Origin of the sequence: Rhizobium sp. L9 (assembly GCF_002531885.1) — a bacterium.
GTDB lineage: Bacteria > Pseudomonadota > Alphaproteobacteria > Rhizobiales > Rhizobiaceae > Rhizobium.
Genome location: NZ_NWSZ01000012.1, coordinates 195,191 through 215,391 on the forward strand (window position 1 = coordinate 195,191; position 20,201 = coordinate 215,391).

At 63.3% G+C, this 20,201-nt stretch carries 17 protein-coding genes and 1 pseudogene; 12 read left to right on the forward strand and 6 right to left on the reverse strand.

Features of this window, described 5'->3' with window-relative positions; all coding sequences use genetic code 11:
* Positions 1-23 precede the first annotated feature (23 nt).
* Positions 24-2,030 (forward strand): threonine--tRNA ligase, encoded by a 2,007-nt coding sequence (gene thrS / locus CO660_RS14765; RefSeq protein WP_097599326.1) that lies wholly within the window; start codon positions 24-26, stop codon positions 2,028-2,030.
* A 252-nt stretch (positions 2,031-2,282) separates the two neighbouring features.
* Here thrS and CO660_RS14770 read toward each other — a convergent pair whose 3' ends face one another.
* Complete coding sequence (locus CO660_RS14770) at positions 2,283-3,386, reverse strand: hypothetical protein (RefSeq protein ID WP_097599327.1); 1,104 nt, start codon at positions 3,384-3,386, stop codon at positions 2,283-2,285.
* Positions 3,387-3,499: 113 nt separating this feature from the next.
* On the opposite strand from CO660_RS14770, the gene CO660_RS14775 reads away from it, so the two are divergent.
* The 3 genes from CO660_RS14775 (at position 3,500) to CO660_RS14785 (ending at position 5,948) form a co-directional block, all read left to right on the forward strand.
* Entirely contained in the window at positions 3,500-4,084 is a 585-nt protein-coding gene (locus CO660_RS14775; protein WP_085778232.1) for a nitroreductase, read from the forward strand.
* On the forward strand, positions 4,084-4,701 hold the full coding sequence (locus tag CO660_RS14780) for a flavin reductase family protein (RefSeq protein WP_097599328.1): 618 nt from the start codon (positions 4,084-4,086) through the stop codon (positions 4,699-4,701). Before CO660_RS14775 ends, CO660_RS14780 begins: the two co-directional genes overlap by 1 nt.
* Before the next feature lie 101 nt (positions 4,702-4,802).
* Complete coding sequence (locus tag CO660_RS14785; RefSeq protein ID WP_097599329.1) at positions 4,803-5,948, forward strand: DUF2336 domain-containing protein; 1,146 nt, start codon at positions 4,803-4,805, stop codon at positions 5,946-5,948.
* On the opposite strand, the gene CO660_RS14790 is transcribed toward CO660_RS14785, so the two are convergent.
* Positions 5,945-6,364, reverse strand: a complete 420-nt coding sequence (locus tag CO660_RS14790) for a hypothetical protein (protein ID WP_097599330.1) — start codon at positions 6,362-6,364, stop codon at positions 5,945-5,947. The genes CO660_RS14785 and CO660_RS14790 overlap by 4 nt on opposite strands.
* 129 nt (positions 6,365-6,493) lie before the next feature.
* On the opposite strand from CO660_RS14790, the gene CO660_RS14795 reads away from it, so the two are divergent.
* A complete protein-coding gene (locus tag CO660_RS14795) occupies positions 6,494-6,952 on the forward strand; it encodes a GNAT family N-acetyltransferase (protein ID WP_097599331.1) in 459 nt (152 codons plus the stop codon).
* Between the two features lie 18 nt (positions 6,953-6,970).
* On the opposite strand, the gene CO660_RS14800 is transcribed toward CO660_RS14795, so the two are convergent.
* The 3 genes and pseudogenes from CO660_RS14800 to parE all read right to left on the reverse strand — a co-directional run bounded on the left by CO660_RS14800 (position 6,971) and on the right by parE (position 10,826).
* Entirely contained in the window at positions 6,971-8,173 is a 1,203-nt protein-coding gene (locus tag CO660_RS14800) for an AI-2E family transporter (protein ID WP_097599332.1), read from the reverse strand.
* A 115-nt stretch (positions 8,174-8,288) separates the two neighbouring features.
* Positions 8,289-8,471, reverse strand: a pseudogene (locus CO660_RS33845) (esterase-like activity of phytase family protein); the annotation flags it as partial.
* A gap of 282 nt (positions 8,472-8,753) precedes the next feature.
* Positions 8,754-10,826 (reverse strand): DNA topoisomerase IV subunit B, encoded by a 2,073-nt coding sequence (gene parE, locus CO660_RS14810; RefSeq protein WP_097599333.1) that lies wholly within the window; start codon positions 10,824-10,826, stop codon positions 8,754-8,756.
* A gap of 207 nt (positions 10,827-11,033) precedes the next feature.
* Between parE and CO660_RS14815 the strand changes: the two genes are divergently transcribed.
* The 4 genes from CO660_RS14815 to CO660_RS14830 all read left to right on the forward strand — a co-directional run bounded on the left by CO660_RS14815 (position 11,034) and on the right by CO660_RS14830 (position 15,254).
* Positions 11,034-11,933: a phospholipase gene (locus CO660_RS14815; protein WP_097599380.1), complete on the forward strand. Its 900-nt coding sequence runs from the start codon at positions 11,034-11,036 to the stop codon at positions 11,931-11,933.
* A gap of 127 nt (positions 11,934-12,060) precedes the next feature.
* Positions 12,061-12,831, forward strand: coding sequence for a triose-phosphate isomerase (gene tpiA, locus CO660_RS14820; protein WP_097599334.1), 771 nt, complete (start codon positions 12,061-12,063; stop codon positions 12,829-12,831).
* Positions 12,832-12,949: 118 nt separating this feature from the next.
* Positions 12,950-13,483, forward strand: coding sequence for a preprotein translocase subunit SecG (secG, locus tag CO660_RS14825; protein WP_097599335.1), 534 nt, complete (start codon positions 12,950-12,952; stop codon positions 13,481-13,483).
* Positions 13,484-13,625: 142 nt separating this feature from the next.
* Complete coding sequence (locus CO660_RS14830) at positions 13,626-15,254, forward strand: CTP synthase (protein ID WP_097599336.1); 1,629 nt, start codon at positions 13,626-13,628, stop codon at positions 15,252-15,254.
* Positions 15,255-15,313: 59 nt separating this feature from the next.
* Here CO660_RS14830 and CO660_RS14835 read toward each other — a convergent pair whose 3' ends face one another.
* The gene (locus CO660_RS14835) at positions 15,314-16,402 is read right to left on the reverse strand and encodes a citrate synthase/methylcitrate synthase (RefSeq protein ID WP_097599337.1); all 1,089 of its coding nucleotides are present in this window, start codon (positions 16,400-16,402) and stop codon (positions 15,314-15,316) included.
* Positions 16,403-16,485: 83 nt separating this feature from the next.
* Here CO660_RS14835 and CO660_RS14840 point away from each other — a divergent pair, with 83 nt between their 5' ends.
* The 3 genes from CO660_RS14840 to CO660_RS14850 all read left to right on the forward strand — a co-directional run bounded on the left by CO660_RS14840 (position 16,486) and on the right by CO660_RS14850 (position 20,137).
* Entirely contained in the window at positions 16,486-17,631 is a 1,146-nt protein-coding gene (locus tag CO660_RS14840; RefSeq protein ID WP_097599338.1) for a citrate synthase, read from the forward strand.
* 125 nt (positions 17,632-17,756) lie between these two features.
* The gene (locus tag CO660_RS14845; protein ID WP_097599339.1) at positions 17,757-18,275 is read left to right on the forward strand and encodes a FecR domain-containing protein; all 519 of its coding nucleotides are present in this window, start codon (positions 17,757-17,759) and stop codon (positions 18,273-18,275) included.
* A gap of 5 nt (positions 18,276-18,280) precedes the next feature.
* Entirely contained in the window at positions 18,281-20,137 is a 1,857-nt protein-coding gene (locus CO660_RS14850) for an adenylate/guanylate cyclase domain-containing protein (protein ID WP_097599340.1), read from the forward strand.
* Positions 20,138-20,201: the final 64 nt, after the last annotated feature.

A 20,201-nucleotide genomic window follows, 5' to 3' on the forward strand; every position in this document is an offset into this window, starting at 1 on the left:
GGGACTGGACAAGGAGAATTTCGATGTCCCAATCCGTTTCCCTGACATTTCCCGATGGTTCCGTGCGCAGTTTCCCTGCTGGCGCGACCGGCAGGGATGTCGCCGAATCCATTTCCAAGTCGCTTGCGAAGAGCGCCGTCGCCATCGCGATCGACGACGCCGTGCGCGATCTTTCCGATACCGTGAGCGACGGCAAGATCGAGATCATTACCCGCAAGGATCCTCGTGCGCTGGAGCTCATCCGCCATGACGCCGCGCATGTGATGGCCGAAGCGGTGCAGGAGCTTTGGCCCGGCACTCAGGTGACGATCGGCCCGGTCATCGAGAACGGCTTCTATTACGACTTTGCCAAGAACGAGCCCTTCACACCCGACGATCTGCCGAAGATCGAAAAGAAGATGAAGGAGATCATCGCCCGCAACGCGCCGTTCACCAAGCAGATCTGGTCGCGCGAAAAGGCCAAGGAAGTCTTTGCCGCCAAGGGCGAGCAGTACAAGGTCGAGCTCGTCGATGCGATCCCCGAAGGGCAGGATCTGAAGATCTATCATCAGGGCGACTGGTTCGACCTATGCCGCGGCCCGCATATGGCCTCCACCGGCCAGGTCGGCACGGCCTTCAAGCTGATGAAGGTTGCCGGCGCCTATTGGCGCGGCGACAGCAACAACGCCATGCTATCGCGCATCTACGGCACGGCATGGGCCGATCAGGCCGACCTGGACAATTACCTGCATATGCTGGCGGAAGCCGAAAAGCGCGACCACCGCAAGCTTGGCCGCGAAATGGACCTGTTCCACTTCCAGGAAGAGGGCCCGGGTGTCGTCTTTTGGCACGGTAAGGGCTGGCGTATCTTTCAGACGCTCGTCGCCTATATGCGCCGTCGGCTTGCCGTCGATTATGAAGAAGTCAACGCGCCACAGGTGCTCGATACGTCGCTCTGGGAAACCTCCGGTCACTGGGGCTGGTATCAGGAAAACATGTTCGCCGTAAAATCGGCGCATGCGATGACGCATCCCGACGACAAGGAAGCGGACAACCGCGTCTTCGCGCTGAAGCCGATGAACTGCCCCGGCCACGTGCAGATCTTCAAGCATGGCCTGAAGTCCTATCGCGAGCTGCCGATCCGTCTGGCGGAATTCGGGCTGGTGCATCGCTACGAGCCTTCGGGCGCGCTGCATGGATTGATGCGCGTGCGCGGCTTCACCCAGGACGATGCGCATATCTTCTGCACCGACGAGCAGATGGCCGCCGAATGCCTGAAGATCAACGACCTGATCCTGTCGGTCTATGAAGACTTCGGATTCAAGGAAATCGTCGTCAAGCTTTCCACCCGTCCGGAAAAGCGCGTCGGCTCCGACGCCCTCTGGGATCGCGCCGAAGCCGTCATGACCGATGTGCTGAAGACGATCGAGGCTCAGTCAGAGGGCCGCATCAAGACCGGCATCCTGCCGGGCGAGGGCGCCTTCTACGGTCCGAAGTTCGAATATACGTTGAAGGATGCGATCGGCCGCGAATGGCAATGCGGCACGACGCAGGTCGACTTCAACCTGCCGGAACGCTTCGGCGCCTTTTACATCGACAGCAACTCCGAAAAGACGCAGCCGGTGATGATCCATCGCGCCATCTGCGGATCGATGGAACGCTTCCTCGGCATCCTGATCGAGAACTTCGCCGGCCATATGCCGCTCTGGGTGTCGCCGCTGCAGGTGGTGGTCGCAACGATCACATCGGAGGCTGATGCCTACGGGCTTGAAGTGGCCGAGGCGCTGCGCGAGGCCGGTCTCAACGTCGAGACCGACTTCCGCAACGAGAAGATCAACTACAAGATCCGCGAGCATTCCGTCACCAAGGTTCCTGTCATCATCGTCTGCGGCAGGAAGGAAGCCGAGGAGCGCACGGTCAACATCCGCCGCCTCGGCAGCCAGGACCAGGTTTCCATGGAGCTTGACGCCGCCGTCGAGAGCCTCACCCTCGAGGCTACGCCGCCCGACATCCGTCGCAAGGCCGACGCAAAGAAAGCCAAGGCCGCCTGAAAATAGGGGGATACGACAGCGCCGACTTCGGCGCTGTCGGAAATATCTTTCGCGAAGGGCAGCCGCCCATGCGCCTCTCGTCTGCACTTCCAAATCTTCCTGTCAATGAATGAAATCCGCGCCTAGCGCATCGGCCGATGCGTAGATCCAAAATGATAGCGTCCTATGCGCGTCTGATCAGACGCGCGGCGCTGCAGAGCGCCGGCCGATCGGCTTGATCGCTGGCACGCCGCAGAAGCGTGCCTGGTAGAATCAATCCAGGCTGGCGCCGTCGCCGCCGCCCTGTGGCACGAGCTGTTCGTAGGAGGGCAGAGGCTCCTCCGGAGCCGCCTGGACACCCGCAGGCGGCGGCTTGCCGGCTGGCGCCTGCTGCACCGTGCGGGCCGCCGGGCTCTCGGGCTGCTGCGGCTCCTGGTCCTTCATCAGAACCTCTACATCGGTATTCCGGCCGGCAACCACTGTAAAATCGCGCTGATAGATCTTGTCCTTGTTGCGGGCGATGGCAGAATATTCGCCTTCAGCAAGCACCATGGTCGGAAAGGCGCTGACGCTTTCGCCGACACTGTCGCCGGCGGCAGTCAGGATCGACCAGGCCGTGTCGGCAATCGCCTCGCCGCCGGCTTCGGAGACCAGCTTGAAGGTCATCTGGGCGGCGCGGTGCTGGATCGTTGCCTCTGTGAGCTTGCCGGCCTCGACCTGGATGTCGGCTCGAATGACGGCGTTGACGCTGCCATATTCGGAAACGATGTGATAGGTGCCGGCATTGAGGCGCACGACGGTGTTCGGCGAGACGTCGGCCATCACGAGACCGCGCTCGCCATCGTCGCGCACTTCCGAGGAATAGATCGAGAAGCTCAGCTGGTCGGGGCGGATGCGGGCATCAGTGCCGGAGACGGCATTGAGCAGCAGGCCGCCGGCATCAAGGACCATCACCTGCTTGTCGACCTCGCCGTCAGCAGGCACGGTCAGCTTCTTGGTGACACCGGCGCGGCCGAAGGAGACATTGACGAAATAATCGCCCGGAGCGAGCTGGAAGGCGGCGGGTCCGCCCTTGGCGCTGGCGATCAGCGGCAGCTTGCCGTCGGCGCCGGCGATCGGGCTGAAGACATACCAGGAAAGGCCATCCTCGACAGGCGTACCGTCGGCCGTCAGTTTGGCTTCCATCGCGACGTCGCGCAGCTTGGCGCCCTCAGGCGCGGCGCCGGGCGCGATGAAGGCATTGAGCTTAGGCATCTTCGACGTCGAGTCGAGCTGTTTGAAATCCTTGAAGGCATCCTGCGCACCGGCGCCGAGGGGCATCAATACCATCAGGGCGATGGCGAGGCCGATGCGTGCAAGAGGCGAAATGCCAAACATCTGTTTCGTGAACCGATTGACTTCTGAAATCGCAAAGGCCACTTCAAGACCAACGCGATGGCAAATTCAAGACCCACGCTTTGCAGCAGCATAAAAATGAAAGTTTCTCCCGCATGAAATCCGATATCAAGCTGATCGATTACCTCGCCGTGCGCCGTTCCATTCCCGCTTTCCAGATGTGCGAACCCGGCCCGGAAAAGGCCGAAATCGAAGAGATCCTGCGGCTTGCTTCGCGCGTTCCCGACCACGGCAAGATCGCTCCCTGGCGCTTCATCGTCTATCGCGGAGATGAGCGTGCGCGCCTCGGCGAGGAGCTTCTCAAACTGGCGCTCGAGGCAAAGCCGGACCTTTCCGCAGAGATGATCCAGGTCGAGCGCACCCGCTTCACGCGCGCGCCCGTGGTCGTCGCCGTCGTCAGCAAGGCGGGGCCGCACATCAAGATCCCGGAATGGGAGCAGGTCATGTCGGCGGGCGCGCTTTGCTTCAACGTCATTCTTGCCGCCAATGCCAACGGCTATGTCGCCAACTGGCTGACGGAATGGTTCGCCTATGATGAGCGCGCCTATCCTCTGCTCGGCGTCGGTCCTGGCGAAAAGGTGGCGGGCTTCATCCATATCGGCTCGACGACATTCCCGGCGATAGAGCGGCCGCGGCCGGAGCTTGCCGATACCGTGACCTGGGTCGGGGGAGCGGACTGATGTTCTACACCACCGACAGCAACCGGCATGGCCTTGCGCACGATCCCTTCAAGGCGATCGTTTCGCCGCGGCCGATCGGCTGGATCGGCAGCAAGGGCAGAGACGGCTCAATCAATCTTGCGCCCTATTCCTTCTTCAACGCTGTCGCCGACCGGCCGAAACTGGTGATGTTTTCTTCCGCCGGTCGCAAGGACAGCCAGCGCAATGCGGGGGAAACCGGCGCCTTCACCTGTAATTTCGTCAGCCGCGATCTCGCCGAAAAGATGAATCTGTCCTCGGCGGCGCTGCCGTACGGCAACAGCGAATTCGATTTCGCCGGGCTGACGCCGAAACAGTCCGAACTGATTGACGCGCCCTATGTCGGCGAGGCTTACGCCGTGCTCGAATGCAGGGTCACCGAAATCATCGAGCCGAAAACGCTATCGGGCGCGCCGTCTGAAAACGTCCTCGTCTTCGGCGAGGTGGTCGGCATCCATATCGACGAGGCGATCGTCAGGGACGGCCGCCTCGACATGTCGATCGCCCGCCCTGTCGCCCGCATGGGCTACATGGATTACAGCGAAGGCAGCGATGTTTTCGAGATGTTCCGGCCGCAGATACCAAAGGCGGGAGCCTGAAGGCAAGGCATAGAAAGGCTTAAGAAATATGGTGAACCAATCTTAAACCTTTTGTCGCTACGGTCACAGCATTGAATGAAACGCGAAGGAATCGCGTTCAAGTGCTGGGGCGTCGCGTGATCGTAGAAGCTTTCCTTCGTTGGATCGAAACGGCCAAGACCGGTGATCGGGCCCGGGCCGCGAACGCACTCGGTCGAGCCTATCTGCAATCCGAGATGAGCGGAGAGGAGCGGGCCGCAGCCGAAATGGCGATGACCTTTCTTCTCGATGACCCGTCGCCGCGTGTGCGGCTTGCACTGGCCGAGGCGATCGCCTGGTCACCCGACGCACCGCGCAGCCTGATCCTTTCGCTCGCCGCGGACCAGCCCGAGGTTGCGTGCCACGCCGTTACCTGTTCGCCGCTTCTCAGCGACGCCGATCTCGTCGACCTCGCCGCGCGCGGCAATGGCGCCACCCGCATGCTGATCGCGGCCAGGGCCCATGTCACGCGCCCGGTCTCGGCTGCACTTGCGGAGGTCGGCGATGAAGACGAAGTGCTCTGCCTGCTCGAAAACGATGGCGCGGCCATCTCCAGCCAATCGTTGAAACGGATCGCCGAGCGGCTTGGCGATTGCTGCGATATTCGCAACCTGCTGCTCGACCGCAGCGATCTTCCGGCCGATGCCCGCCAGCTGCTCACCCAGCATGTCAGCAATGCGCTGGTCGGCCTGCCGTTGGCGCAGGCGGCGATCGGCCTGCAGCGGCTCCAGCGCATCAGCCGCGAGGCGACCGAGGCAGCCATCGTTTCGATCGCCGGTGATATCGCGCCGCGGGAGATCCCGGATCTCGTCGAACATCTGCGCCTCAACGGCCGCCTGACGCCGTCCTTGCTGATGCATGCGCTCTGCGTCGGCAAGCTGGACTTCTTCGCTGCTGCAATCGTCGATCTGACAGCGTGCAGCGAGCGCAGGGTGCGCTCGATTCTGGCAACCGGCCGCATGCACGCGGTTCGCGCCCTCTACGAATCTGCCGGCCTGCCGAGGGATATCAGCGTGATCTTCGTCGAGGCGACGCTTCTGTGGCGCGAGGCCGCTCGAAGGGCCCCGGGCAGCATCCTGGGCACGGTCGGCGGCCGTCTTCTCGAAAAATTCCGCCATCACTATGGTGCACTCGGCGCGGCCGGTGAACTGCTCGACATGGTCGAAAAGCTTCATGTCACCGAGCAGCGCCAAACGGCCCGCATCTATGCGGCGCTTGCGGCGGCTTAGTCGTTCAGCCGGGTCACCACCCAGGAATAGCTGGTGGATACGAAATGCACGGGTTTGGAAAGCGTCTCCCTGACGTCTCGGCCGGATGGCAGATGTGCGCGGACCTGGCCGGCGATGTTTTCAGCAAAGCCGGCGAGGCCTGTCGGTTCTTCGGGTGCCACAGGAGCGGTGTCGGCCGCGGCGGCAGGCAAGGGCGCCGGTTTCGGCGGTTCGGCGGCGGCCAGCGCTTTCGGCGCCTCGCACACGGCGATGACAGAGGGATAGCTGACATTGGCATAGGCCTTGAGCCGGCGTTCGGCTTCGGCATCGCAAGCGGCAACGGTTTCCCAGCGTTTGTCGACCGTTGCGACATAGCTGCATTGACTGACGGAATCGTCGCAACCGAGAATGGTCATTGCGATGAGCACCGCTTGCATATTCTGCCTCCTTGGCTATTGAACCTTGAGATCGCCTTAGACGGCGCAATTCCAACCGAAACTAGGCGAAGGCATTAACTCTTCGTCATGTCGCAAAATTTGCGCCTACCGCAAACATTGGAAACCATCATGTCCGTCACTATCACCCAGGAGCCGCCGCGCCAGGACGGCGTCATCCGCCTTCTCGATCTTTCCGACGCCTATGCAGCGTCGCTCTATCCCGCGGAGAGCAACCACATGGTCGACCTCTCCTTGCTGGAGAAACCTTCGGTAAGCTTCTTCGTCGCCCGCAATGAGGGGGCAATCGTCGGATGCTGCGCGCTGGTCGAGGCCGGCGACGGCACGGCGGAGATCAAGCGCATGTTCGTTGACCCGCAGGCGAGGGGATTGAAGATCGCGAGCGGATTGATGAATGCGCTGGAGGCGATCGCGGGGGAAAAGCGGCTGACGGCGATCCGGCTCGAAACCGGCATCCACCAGCCGGAGGCGATCGCCCTCTACCGTAAATACGGATACCAGGAGATCGAGGCTTTCGGCACCTATCTTCCGGATCCGCTCAGTCTGTTCATGGAAAAGCGGCTGGGATAGCAGCCTGCGAAGGCAGGTTCAGCCTTCGGCGACGCGCGGGATCGGTTTCGCCGGCGGCGCCTGTTCGTCGATGACGATCTGCGGCACCCTTTCGCTGCTCTCGGCGTTGCGGGCCTCGTGGATCCATTCGCGCCAGATGGCGACGATCAGCGCCATCAGCACCGGACCGATGAAGAGGCCTAGAAAACCCATCGTCTTGACGCCGCCGATAAGGCCGAAAAAGGTCGGTAGGAAGGGCAGCTTGATCGGCCCGCCGACGAGCTTCGGTCGCAGCGTCTTGTCGACGATGAAGAGCTCGACAGTGCCCCAGACGAAGAGGCCGATGCCGGCGACATGCGAGCCGCTCGCCAGGAGATAGATGGAGACGAGCGTGAAGGAGAGCGGCGCACCGCCTGGTATCAGCGCCATCACCCCCGTGAGCACGCCGAGCGTTACCGGCGACGGCACGCCGGCGATCCAATAAGCCACACCGAGCACAATGCCTTCGCCGATCGCAATCAGCGTCATGCCCATGACGGTGGAGCTGATCGTTGCCGGGACGACGCGGGAAATGCGTTCCCAACGGTTCGGCAGGATGCGCTCGCCCAGCATGTCGATCTGCTTGGAGAAGGAGAAGCCGTCGCGATAGACGAAGAACAGCGCGATCAGCATGAAGAGCAGCGTCAGGAGAAGATGGAAAGCGCCGCCGCCAGCTGCCAGCACGGCGCGATAGATGTTGCCGATATGAGCGCCGCTAATCGCCTGAATGAGTTCGCCGAGCGCGCCGGGACTGCCGACATATTTGGTCCAGAGATCATCGAGATAGGGGCCGGCAAACGGCAAGGCGACGATCCAATCCGGTGTCGAGGCGCCGGCGCGGTTGGCGTGGATCGCCCACGCGAGCCAGGTGCGCACTTCGCCCGTCGTATAGGTGACCGCGAGCCCGATCGGGATGACCAGGAAGGTAAGGATCATGAGGATGGCGATGGTGGCGGCGACCGTCGTATTCCCGCCAACGCGGGCAAGCAGCTTGCGATAGAGCGGCCAGCTGGCAAAGCCGATGACCAGGGCAGCAAGCACCGGCACGAGAAAACCATAGAAGAAATAGACTCCAGCGGCGACGACCAGCACTAGCAGCCAGCGCGCCGCAGAGATGGAGGGAATCAGCGGCGTGCGCGTCGGCGCCGATGGCCCCAGCCATCGCGGCTCATGATTGGTTTTCTGACGGTCGAACACACCCACGCGCGCCTCTTCTTATTGTTGTACTCTGGTTATGGGCCATGAACCCGGCGGTTTCAAGGTGCGCACGGTGAAAGCCCATACAAAGCGTCGCAGTTCGACCATTCGAAAGCGTATCTTACTGTTGCGACCGGCGGAGAACCTTGAAGGCGTAGAATTGCGACTTCTGGCTTGTCGAGAAATTATTCTCGGAGCTGAGGATGAGAACGTCGGTACCGTCCCGGGCCTTGCCGAGCGACATCGCCCCGATGTTGTACGGGACGAGACCGATTGGCGTCAGATCGAGAACCTGGCTCTCGCGGGGCAGGCACTTCGTAGGTGGCGCCGACCGTTGCGGTGCTGGACAGGAGAACGAAAACGGCAGTCGCGGCAAATCGCTTCGTCATGGCAAGATCCGGCAAGGTTGAAAACGATTCGAACCGACGCACCCACCATTTCCTGGAAAGGTCGCGCGCCGTCCGCTTCATGCGCCGGTTCTTTGACGGAGTTGTTACGGTTCTTCGTCAGTTCCGTGAAATCGCTGATGCTAAAATGCGGCGCGCCGGGCGTATCAGTCAGATCGCTCGGCGCGCCTTACACGTGTTTAAATATCGAGGTTTTCGGCGAAGGCCGCGCGCTCCTGGATGAAGCGGAAGCGGGCTTCCGGCTTGGTGCCCATCAGATCGTCGACGGCGCTGCGGGTGCCTTCGAAATCCACCTCGTCGATCAGCACCCGGAGCAGGGTGCGCTTGGCCGGGTCCATGGTGGTTTCCTTGAGCTGGGCGGGCATCATTTCGCCGAGACCTTTGAAACGGCTGATCTCCACTTTGGCCTTGCCTTTGAATTCCGTCTGCATCAGCTCGGCGCGATGATTATCGTCGCGCGCATAGGCGGATTTCGCTCCTTGCGTGATCTTGTAGAGCGGCGGCACGGCGAGGAAGAGATGACCGCCACGCACCAATTCCGGCATTTCCTGATAAAAGAAAGTGATGAGCAGCGAGGCAATGTGAGCGCCGTCGACATCGGCATCGGTCATGACGATGATGCGCTCGTAGCGCAGATCTTCCTGACGGTATTTCGAGCGCGTGCCGCAGCCGAGCGCCTGGATAAGATCGGCGAGCTGCTGGTTGGCGCCGAACTTCTCGCGGCCGGCGCTGGCGACGTTGAGGATCTTGCCGCGCAGCGGAAGGATCGCCTGATTGGCGCGGTTGCGCGCCTGCTTGGCCGAACCGCCCGCCGAATCGCCCTCGACGATGAAGAGTTCGGCGCCCTCTGCGGTATTCTGAGAGCAATCGGCGAGCTTGCCGGGCAGGCGCAGCTTGCGCACCGCCGTCTTGCGGTTGACTTCCTTTTCCTTGCGCCGGCGCAGGCGCTCCTCGGCGCGCTCGATCACCCAGTCGAGCAGCTTGGCCGCCTCGTTCGGATTGTCGGCAAGATAGTGGTCGAAGGGATCGCGCAGCGCGTTCTCGACGATGCGCTGGGCCTCGACCGTCGCAAGCTTGTCCTTGGTCTGGCCGACGAATTCCGGCTCGCGGATGAAGACCGACAGCATGCCGACGGCCGAGATCATCACGTCGTCGGTGGTGATCTGGGCCGCGCGCTTGTTCTGCGTCAGCTCGGCATAGGCCTTCAGGCCCTTGGTCAGTGCGATGCGCAGGCCTGCCTCATGCGTGCCGCCTTCGGGGGTCGGGATGGTGTTGCAGTAGGAATGCACCTGCGGATCGCCTCCATACCAGGTGATCGCCCATTCCATCGAACCGTGGCCGCTGGCCTTCTCGGTCTTGCCGGCGAAGATTTCGCGGGTGACGGTGAATTCCTTTCCCATCGTCGCCTGGAGATAGTCCTTGAGACCGCCGGGGAAATGGAATGTCGCCTTGTCGGGCACCTCCGACCCTTCGGGCAGTACGCCAGGCTCGCAGCTCCAGCGGATCTCGACGCCGCCGAAGAGGTAGGCCTTGGAGCGCGCCATGCGAAAGACGCGGGCGGCTTCGAACTTCATGTGCTCCCCAAAGATCTGGGGGTCGGGATGGAAGCGCACGCGCGTGCCGCGTCGATTGTGGACGTCGCCCAGTTCTTCGAGCCCGCCTTGCGGCAGGCCGCGGGAAAAGCGCTGGCGGTAGAGCTTGCGGTTTCGCGCTACCTCGACTTCGAGGAAGTCGGAGAGGGCATTGACGACCGAGACGCCGACGCCGTGCAGGCCGCCCGAGGTCTCGTAGGCCTTGCCGTCGAATTTGCCGCCGGCATGCAGTTTGGTCATGATGACTTCGAGCGTCGACTTGCCCGGGACCTGCGGATGGTTCTCGACCGGAATACCGCGGCCGTTGTCGGTGACGGTCAGATAACCCTGCAAATCGAGATGCACTTCGATGAAATTGGCGTGTCCGGCGACCGCTTCGTCCATCGCATTGTCGATGACTTCGGCGAAGAGGTGATGCAGCGCCTTTTCGTCGGTGCCGCCGATATACATGCCCGGGCGCATGCGCACCGGCTCGAGGCCCTCGAGAACGCGGATCGACGAGGCGCCATAGTCATCCGCGTTCGAGGCCGCAGGGGCAGGGCGAGGAGAGGCGGGCGACGCAGCCACAGGCGCACGATCGGCCACGCCGGCAGGCTTCTGCGCCTCCTCGCGCTTTTCAGAAAGGGGCAGTCCGGAAAAAAGGTCGTTGCTGTCGTCCATGGAGCCGTTCAGATCTTCATCCTGTCTTGGGTGGGCATCCGCCGCCGACCCAAAATCACCGCATTTCATCTCACGTTTGCGAATCAGGCAGATTCTGCCAGAAAGCACCGCTATACGCGACACCGCCGGTTTGGCGGCTTTCCCAAATTGATTTGCGTTGCCGGGCGCGGAATGGCAAGCGGCGGCAGGCTTCAGGAAACCATCCGCATGCGAATGTCCACAAGTGATTGCACCGTTATCACCACAATTGCGGCCTTTTTGCTGGCCGCCGCGCTGCTGACTTCCGGCGGGCCGGCGCGGGCAGCTGATGCGCTGGCACCCTTCAAGGACGAACTGTTCTCGAAGCAGGCAGTGCTGCAGAGCGCCGACGACGGCGCCTCCGAGGTTATCGATTACGACGAGATGCGCGATATCAACGACCGCGACCAGATCCCGGAGAAGCGGGCGCAGCAGAAATATGTGTCTCTCGCCATCCGCAAGGCCCAGGCGGACGAAACCCTCTCACTCGACGGCGTCAGGCTCGATGTCACCAGGGTGGGACCAGCCCAGAATGCTGCCTTCACGGTGATTTTCATCCACGGACGCGATGGCGACCGCCGGCTCGGGGCCAATGATTACAGCTTCGGCGGCAATTTCAACCGGCTGAAGAACCTCGTCGCCGGTAATGGCGGCGTCTATTATTCGCCGACAGTCAGGAGTTTCGACAGCAACGGCGTTGCCGCGATCGAAGGCCTGATCCGTTATGCCAGCGCGCAATCACCGGGCCGGCCCATCGTCCTTTCCTGCGCCTCGATGGGCAGCCAGATTTGCTGGGGCATTGCGCGTGACGGCGACAGCGTCAAGCGGCTGAAGGGCATGCTCGTCATGAGCGGTGTCACCGATCCCGATTTCACCAGGAGCGCGTTTTACAAGGCGAAACTACCGCTCTGGTTCGCGCATGGCAGCCGCGACCCGGTCTATGCCGCCGCCGACCAGCAGGCGCTGTTCGAGAGCCTGCGAAAGGCGAAATATCCGACGCACTTCACGCTGTTTCAGACCGGCAATCACGGAACGCCGATCCGGATGATCGACTGGCGCAGGGTCTTGAACTGGATCCTTGCGGCTTAACGGGCGTTTTCCGGCAGAAATATGCTCGAGATCGCGGAGATTCCCGTTACGTCAGGGGCATGATGCTTTTCTTTGCCGCAAGCTTTTGATAATGCGGCCGGGGATATGAAGTTTGTGGAAGGCCGGCATGACACCTGACGTGCGCCCGCTGGTGGCGGGAAACTGGAAAATGAACGGCACGCGTGCCTCGCTCGATCAGATCAAGGCGATCGCCGAGGGCGTTCGCCCGCCGCTCGCCGACAAGGTCGAGGCGCTGATCTGCCCGCCGACGACGCTGCTCTACGTGGCAACCGCGCTCTGCACCGACAGCCCGCTTGCGATCGGCGCGCAGGACTGCCACCAGAAGCCGTCGGGCGCGCATACCGGCGACATCTCGGCCGAGATGATCGCCGATAGCTTCGGCACCTACGTGATCGTCGGCCATTCCGAACGTCGCACCGACCATGCAGAGACGGACCATCTGGTGCGCGCCAAGGCGGAAGCGGCTTTCGCCGCCGCGCTCACAGCGATCATCTGCATCGGCGAGACGGCGGCCGAGCGCCGGGCCGGGCAGGAGCTCGACGTCATCAAGCGCCAGCTTTCCGCCTCGGTTCCCGATGCCGCAACCGCCGAGAACACAGTCATCGCGTACGAGCCGATCTGGGCGATCGGCACCGGGGTCACGCCGACATCAGGCGATGTCGAAAAGGCGCATGCCTTCATGCGTGCGGAGCTCGTCTCTCGCTTCGGCGATGAAGGCCGCAAGATGCGGCTTCTCTATGGCGGCTCGGTTAAACCCGCCAATGCCGGAGAACTGCTGGGCATCGCCAACGTCGACGGCGCGCTGATCGGTGGAGCGAGCTTGAAAGCCGCCGACTTCCTCGCCATCTACCGGGCTTATGAGGCGCTGCTCGCCTGACGCGTTGTTCATAGCTCGGTTTATTCCGGCAGAAGGGCTTGGAATAGGCGAGAGCCTCATGTAAAGAGCCGCCAGAATTCTTACTTATGTCCGTCTCCAGGCGGGCAGGACTGGACCCATGCAGACAGTATTGATTGTCATCCATCTCATGATCGTGCTCGCCCTCGTCGGCGTCGTGCTCATCCAGCGCTCGGAAGGCGGCGGCCTCGGCATCGGCGGCGGTTCGGGCTTCATGTCGGCCCGCGGCACGGCCAATGCGCTGACCCGCACAACCGCGATCCTGGCGACCCTGTTCTTCCTCACCTCGCTCGGTCTCGGCATATTGACGCGCTACGAGGGCCGTCCGAGCGACATCCTCAACCGCATCCCCGCGACGAGCGGCCAGGGCAACGGCATTCTCGATTCGCTCGGCGGCGGCACACAGCCCCCGGCGAACCAGCCGGCCGGCAACGGCGTTCCGAGCAGCGGTGCGGCTGCGCCCGCACAACAGGCTCCGGCCGCGCAAGCTCCCGCAGCAGAGGCTCCGGCAGCCACCGCGCCTTCGACGACTGCTCCGGCAGCAACTGCCCCATCGACGACTGCGCCGGCAACGCCCGCAGCCCCGGCCACGCCGGCACCGGCTCAGCCCTCCGGCGTCCCGACGGGACAGTAAACCGGGCTTCGACATAAACCGCCGGCAGGCCCTCGGGTCTGCCGGTTTTCTTTTGTGCAGATTCCCGGTCAGGCTCCGAAAATTCTGGAAAAGAATTTTTGGGCTGGTGGAATCGTTTTTGAAAAGGTATCCGGTGAATCCCATGGCGCGATACGTATTCATCACTGGCGGCGTGGTTTCCTCTCTCGGAAAAGGAATTGCGGCCGCGGCTCTCGGAGCGTTGCTGCAGGCCCGTGGATATCGGGTACGGCTTCGCAAGCTCGACCCCTATCTGAACGTGGACCCGGGCACGATGAGCCCGACCCAGCACGGCGAGGTCTTCGTCACCGACGACGGCGCGGAAACCGATCTCGATCTTGGCCACTACGAGCGCTTCACGGGCCGTTCGGCGACCAAGACGGACAACATCACCACCGGCCGCATCTACAAGAACATCATCGACAAGGAACGGCGCGGCGACTATCTCGGCGCGACGGTGCAGGTCATTCCGCACGTCACCAACGAGATCAAGGATTTCGTCACCGAGGGCAATAAGGATTACGACTTCGTCATCTGCGAGATCGGCGGCACGGTCGGCGACATCGAGGCGATGCCCTTCATGGAGGCAATCCGCCAGCTCGGCAACGACCTGCCGCGCGGCACCGCCGTCTACGTGCATCTGACGCTGATGCCTTACATTCCGGCCGCCGGCGAGCTCAAGACCAAGCCGACCCAGCATTCGGTGAAGGAACTGCAGGCGCTTGGCATTCACCCCGATATCCTGCTGGTGCGCGCCGACCGCGAAATTCCGGAAGCCGAGCGCCGCAAGCTCTCGCTGTTCTGCAACGTGCGTCCCTCTGCCGTCATCCAGGCGCTCGATGTGGGCAACATCTACGACGTGCCGATGGCCTACCACAAGGAAGGCCTCGACGACGAAGTGCTCGCGGCTTTCGGCATCGAGCCGGCGCCGAAGCCGCGCCTCGACCAGTGGGAAGAGGTCTGCAACCGCATCCGTACGCCGGAAGGCGAGGTGACGATCGCGATCGTCGGCAAATATACCGGTCTGAAGGATGCCTATAAGTCGCTGATCGAGGCGCTGCATCACGGCGGCATCGCCAATCGGGTCAAGGTCAAGCTCGAATGGATCGAGTCGGAGGTCTTCGAAAAGGAAGATCCCGCACCTTATCTCGAAAAGGTGCACGGCATCCTCGTGCCCGGTGGCTTCGGCGAACGCGGCTCCGAGGGCAAGATCCATGCGGCGCGCTTCGCCCGCGAGCGCAAGGTGCCTTATTTCGGCATCTGCTTCGGCATGCAGATGGCCGTCATCGAGGCGGCGCGCAATCTCGCTGATGTGCCGGACGCGTCGTCGACCGAGTTCGGCCCGGCGAAGGAGCCGGTGGTCGGCCTGATGACAGAGTGGGTCAAGGGCAACGAGCTGCAGAAGCGCACGGCGGCCGGCGATCTCGGCGGCACCATGCGCCTCGGCGCCTACAAGGCGGCGCTGAAGAAGGGCACGAAGATCTCGGAGATCTACGGCTCGACGGATATTTCCGAGCGTCATCGCCACCGGTACGAGGTCAATATCGACTACAAGGACCGGCTCGAGAGCTGCGGCCTCGTCTTCTCCGGCATGTCGCCGGATGGCGTGCTGCCGGAGACGATCGAATATCCCGATCATCCCTGGTTCATCGGCGTGCAATACCATCCCGAACTGAAGAGCCGGCCGCTCGATCCGCATCCGCTGTTTGCAAGCTTCATCGAAGCAGCAACCGAGCAGAGCCGTCTCGTCTGACGACTGCGGCGCCAGATCGCGCGGCTATCGCGCGATCTCGTCAATCAGCCATTCTATTTTCAGGCAGCGGTCGGCAGCGGCCCGATATAGACCGAACGCGGGCGGATCAGCCGGCCGTCGAGCGCCTGTTCGCGAGCATGCGCCAGCCACCCCACAGTGCGGCCGATCGCAAAGACGCCGGTGAAGGCCTGGCGCGGGAAGCCCAGCGCTTCGAGCAGCAGCGCGGTATAGAATTCGACATTGACCTCGAGCCGCCGGTTGGGCTTGCGCGCTTTCAGGATCGCCAATGCGGCGGCTTCCACCGCCTCGGCGAGTTCGACGCGGGCGCTGTCGACCTGGCCTGACGAGATCAAAGGCGTCAGCGCGCCTTTCAGCGCATCGGCGCGGGGATCGCGGACGCGGTAGATGCGGTGGCCGAAGCCCATCAGTCTTTCGCCGCGATCGAGTGCATCGGCGAGCCATGTGCCGGCATTATCCGGCGTTCCCACCGCATCCAGCATATCGAGGACGGGACCGGGCGCGCCGCCATGCAGCGGCCCCTTCAGCGCGCTCAACGCCGCCAGAACCGAAGAGGTGAGGCCAGACTGCGTCGAGGCGATGACCCGCGATGCGAAGGTCGAGGCGTTGAGCCCATGATCTGATATCGTCACGAGATAGGCGTCGAGTGCCGCCGTCTGCTCCCTGGTCGGCAATCGTCCGATCAGCATGCGCAGGATATCGGCCGCTTGTGGCAGCGAGGCGTCGGGCGCAATCGGTTTCTGCCCGCGCTGCAGCCTGAGAACCGCCGGCAGGAAGACCGCCGGCGCTGCCAGAAGGCTGAGCGCGATGTCGAAATCCTCGCCATCGGACAGCCGGGCTAACAGTGCCCGCATCGCATCGACCGGCGGCAAGGCGATCAAGGCGGCGTCGGCGGCTTTGATATGGGCGAAAACCTTCGTTCGTGCCTGTGCCAGCCAGTCGCGTAAGAGCGCCTCATCGAAGCTTCGCTCCATCAACCCGTCGAGCAGCAGTGCAGCGACGCGCTCATAGGTGCCGCCTGCGACCAGATGATCCAGCGATACGCCGCGGATGATCAGTCGACCCGCTTCGCCATCGACATCCGACAGCTGCGTTTCGGCGGCAATAACATCTTCCAAGCCGTTTTTCATGTGGGTTCTCCTTTACGGCTTGAATGATCCGACCTAGTCTTATTGACGTCAATCTTGACCCGATTGATCAATGTGAGGCTGTGATGCCGTGGTTGACCACCCACGAGGCGCTGCAGGCGCTGAAGACCAAACCGCAGACGCTCTACGCCAATGTCAGCCGAGGGCGCATCCGCGCCAAGCCCGATCCCGCCGATCCGCGCCGCAGCCTCTATCACGCTGCCGACGTCCGGCGGCTTGCAGATCGCCATGCCGGCCGCCGCAAGGCCGAAATAGTGGCGGCCGAGACGATCCGCTGGGGCGATCCCGTACTTTCCTCGGCAATCTCCACCGTGACGGGCGGACGCCTTTTCTATCGTGGGAAGGATGTGGCCGGTTTCGCCGAGACGGCGACGCTGGAGCAGACCGCGGCATTGCTGTGGAATGGAGCGGAGACGCCTGCCTCCTCGACCGCGACCACGCATGGCTCTCCATCGCTTCAGGCCGCGTTCCTGGCGCTTGCCGGGCGGGTGACATCGGACCTGCCGTCGCTTGGCCGCTCGCCGGCGGCACTCCGGCGCGAGGCGCACGGAATTCTCGCCACGATCGCAGATGCGTTGGCACCAGGCGCTTCGGACCGGCCGCTGCATCTCAGACTTGCGGCAAGCTGGCAGCGGCCGGAGGCCGGCGAATGCCTGCGTCGCGCGTTGGTGCTGCTTGCCGATCATGAACTCAACGCCTCGGCCTTTGCTGCACGAGTCACGGCCTCATCGGGTGCGGCGCTATCGGCCGCCGTAATTTCCGGCTTGGCGACGCTGACGGGACCGCTGCACGGCGCCGCCTGGCAGAGCGTTGATGCATTGATCGAGGCAGCCTGCGCCCTCGGTCCGGCGCAGGCAATCCGCCGCTCCCTTGCCCAGGGCAATCGCTTATCCGCCTTCGGTCATCCGCTTTATCCGGACGGAGATATCAGAGCGTTGGCGCTGCTTTCGCAATTTTCACTGCCACCTGAGTTCGCCGAGGTCAGGGATAGGGGCGAGGAGATCGTCGGGGAAAAGGTCAATGTCGATTTCGCGCTTGCCGCGATGGCGGCAGCCTTCGATCTGCCGAGAGAGGCGCCGATCGTCATTTTTTCGCTTGCACGCTGCACCGGCTGGCTCGCGCATGCGATGGAGCAGATCGAAAGCGGCGAATTGATCCGGCCACGGGCACGTTATACCGGACCGGCGCCCGATATGAAGAGCAGCACTTGAGGATGCGCGGTTCGCTTTTTTTCGCCTATTGAAATATCCGAATTCGGCTATCATGCCTCGTATGGAAGAAGACGGTTGGCGGGCGCTTTCGCAGATGCAGTTCCGCCCGGTCACGGGGGCTTTCCATGAATATAACGTTTCTCAAGCTGTTTGCCGCCGGGCTCGCTGCCGGCCTCATTCCGCAGGGCGCGGTACTCGCGCAATCTGCGGGCTGCGCGATCTCGCGCGATGGCGGCGCCCGCCAGACGCTCAGTTGCCCCGGTGGCGTCAAGGTGACGGCGGAGGCCGGCGCGTCTTTCCAACTCTCCGACCGCAATCGCGACGGCAGTCCCGATTCGGCGTCGCTACGGCGCAAAGCGATCCTCGTCGATGTCGACGGCAGCCAGCATGCGGGTGGTTTCCAGGTGGTGACACCGCAGGCGATCGCTGCCGTGCGCGGCACGCAATGGGCTGTCGACGTCGCGGGCGGCAAGACCTCGGTCCTTGTCGTCAGAGGCAGCGTGGCCGTCCGCCGGCCTGCCGGCGAGCCAGTGGTGTTGTCCCCGGGCGAGGGCGTCGATGTTAGCAGCGGAACCGAACCGCTGGTCGTGCGCCGCTGGCCCGCGCCCCGTGTCGCCGCCCTTCTTGCCCGCCTCGGCCAATAAATGCCATGAGTCATCGCCTGCTGACCATGATCGCGCTGCTGCTGGCCGGTCTTTGGAGCGCGGCGCTCGGCTATCTCAATCTCAATGGCGGGATAGGCTTTCTCGACCGGATGGAGGCCTCGCTCGCCGACATTCGCAGCATCGTCGTCGGAGCGAAGGCGCCGCCTCCCGTCGTCTCGATCGTCGCAATCGACGACCGTACGGCGGCGGCCCACGGCTATCCGCTCGACCGGGCGACACTGGCGCGTCTGGTCAATGCAATCAACGCTTTGAAGCCGAAGGCACTGGCTCTCGACATCCTCCTCGTCGATCCGGGACCGGAGGAGGGCGATGCAGCACTGACCGCTGCCCTTGGAGAGGGACCGAGCGTGATTGCGGCGGCGGCCACCTTTGCGCAGAGCCGGCAGCGGGTTACCGACTTGGCAGACGATCCGCTTGCCGCCATCCCTGAAGCAGATCAGCTTCTCTTGCCGCTTCCGCGCTTTGCCAGCGCGGCCGCGGTCGGTGTCGTCAATGTCGCCACCGACCAGACCGGCACGCCTCGTTTCATTCCACTGATCTCGCGCGCCGCAGACCGGTTGGATCCGGCTTTTCCGCTGCGAGCCGCCTCGGTGGCGCTCGGTGTCGATCCCAGCATCGAACGCGATGCGATCATGCTCGGAGCATTGCGCATTCCCACGGATATCGGCCAGCGCCTGCCGGTGACCTTCTATGGCCGGCGCGGCAGCATCGCCACGTCAAGCGCCGCCGATGCGCTTGACGGCAAGCTTGCGGCGGACGCGGTCACCGGCCGCATCGTCGTCATCGGCTCGACCGTCACCGGTGGCGGCGACGTCTTCCCGACGCCCTTCGATCCCGTGATGCCGGGCGTCGAGGTGATGTCGACCGCGATCACCCATCTCGTCACTGGCGACGGCATGGTGCGCAACCACAGGATCAGGCTGATCGATGCCGCCATCGCCGTCGGGCTGGCGATCATGCTGATTTCGCTGACCGCCTGGCGGCGAAGTGCTGCGGGCTATGCAATCATAGTGCTGGTGCTGGTCGTCTGGGCAATGCTCAATCTGGCGGCGTTTGCGCATGGCTATTGGCTGAGTGCCGCCCTGCCGATCGCCGCAGCGTTGCCGCCAGTGCTGATCTTCGGCGCAGCCGAGCTCTGGCTCGACCGCGGCCGCGCCCGCCATTTCGCCGAGCAGAGCGCGCTGCTGCAGCGCATCGAGGCGCCCGGTCTTGGAGAATGGCTGGCGCGCCATCCGAACTTCCTCGCCGCCCCGGTGCGCCAGAACGCCGCCGTCGTCTTCATCGATCTCTCGGGCTTCACCGGCCTCAGCGAAACCCTCGGGCCGGTCAGGGTGAGCGAAATGCTGAGCGGTTTCTTCGAAATCATCGATGAGGAGGCACGGGCTCAAGGCGGAGCCATCACCAGCTTCATGGGCGACGGGGCGATGATCCTGTTTGGCCTGCCGGAAGTCGCCGACGACGATGCCGCCCGGGCCATCGCCTGCGCGGTCAGGCTCTGCGAGCGCACCCGCGCCTGGCTTCGGACGCAGGGGGGCTTTGCCGGGAAGAACATCGGTTTCAAGGTTGGCGCTCATTGTGGGCCGATCGTCGCCTCTCGGCTCGGCACCGGCGACAGGCAACAGATCACGGCGGCGGGCGATACGGTGAACGTCGGAAGCCGCCTGATGGAGGTCGCCGCCCGTCATGGCGTCGAGCTGGCGCTCAGCGCCGAAATCGTCGGCGCCGCAGGCCCGGACAGCGTGCTCCTCAAATCAGGCCGGATCGAAGGGCCGCTGGAAACCGAACTGCGCGGCAGGGCAAGCCATATCGATGCCTGGCTGTGGCGCAGCCGCACGCTTTGACAATCGCTGCGGGAGCGGCTAGGAACGGCGCAAATATCCCGCCGGCTGGCTCCGGCCATGGCGC